The sequence below is a fragment of the Cupriavidus sp. 05T313 genome, from assembly GCF_056396665.1.
The window spans coordinates 1-388 of the sequence record NZ_JBFTLX010000690.1 but is presented as its reverse complement, the minus strand read 5'-3'; the positions used below and the strand labels follow the sequence as shown (position 1 = coordinate 388).

At 67.6% G+C, this 388-nt stretch carries 1 protein-coding gene; it reads left to right on the top strand.

Features of this window, described 5'->3' with window-relative positions; translation table 11 throughout:
* Positions 1 to 3: 3 nt before the first annotated feature.
* A partial coding sequence (locus AC1DKD_RS42395; protein ID WP_477144888.1) for a PLP-dependent transferase occupies positions 4 to 388 on the top strand: 385 nt, incomplete at its 3' end.

Genomic DNA, 388 nt, shown 5'->3' with positions numbered 1-388 from the left:
GCCCTGTCCAAGCCCACCACKGCSGTGTTCTTCGAATCGCCGTCGAACCCCATGCAGGAAATCGTGGACATCGCCGCCGTSAGYGAGCTSGCSCAYGCSGCCGGYGCCACCGTGGTGGYGGACAACGTMTTYGCCACYCCCCTGCTGCAGCGCTGCGGTGACCTCGGTGCCGACGTCATCGTCTACTCGGGTACCAAGCACATCGACGGGCAGGGCCGGGTGMTGGGCGGYGCCATCCTGGGYACCAARGARTTCATCGACGGACCGGTGAAGCAGCTGATGCGGCACACCGGCCCCGCGCTTTCCGCTTTCAACGCCTGGGTCCTGACCAAGGGCCTGGAGACCATGGGCCTGCGCGTCAACCACTCGTCCGCCACCGCGCTGCGCC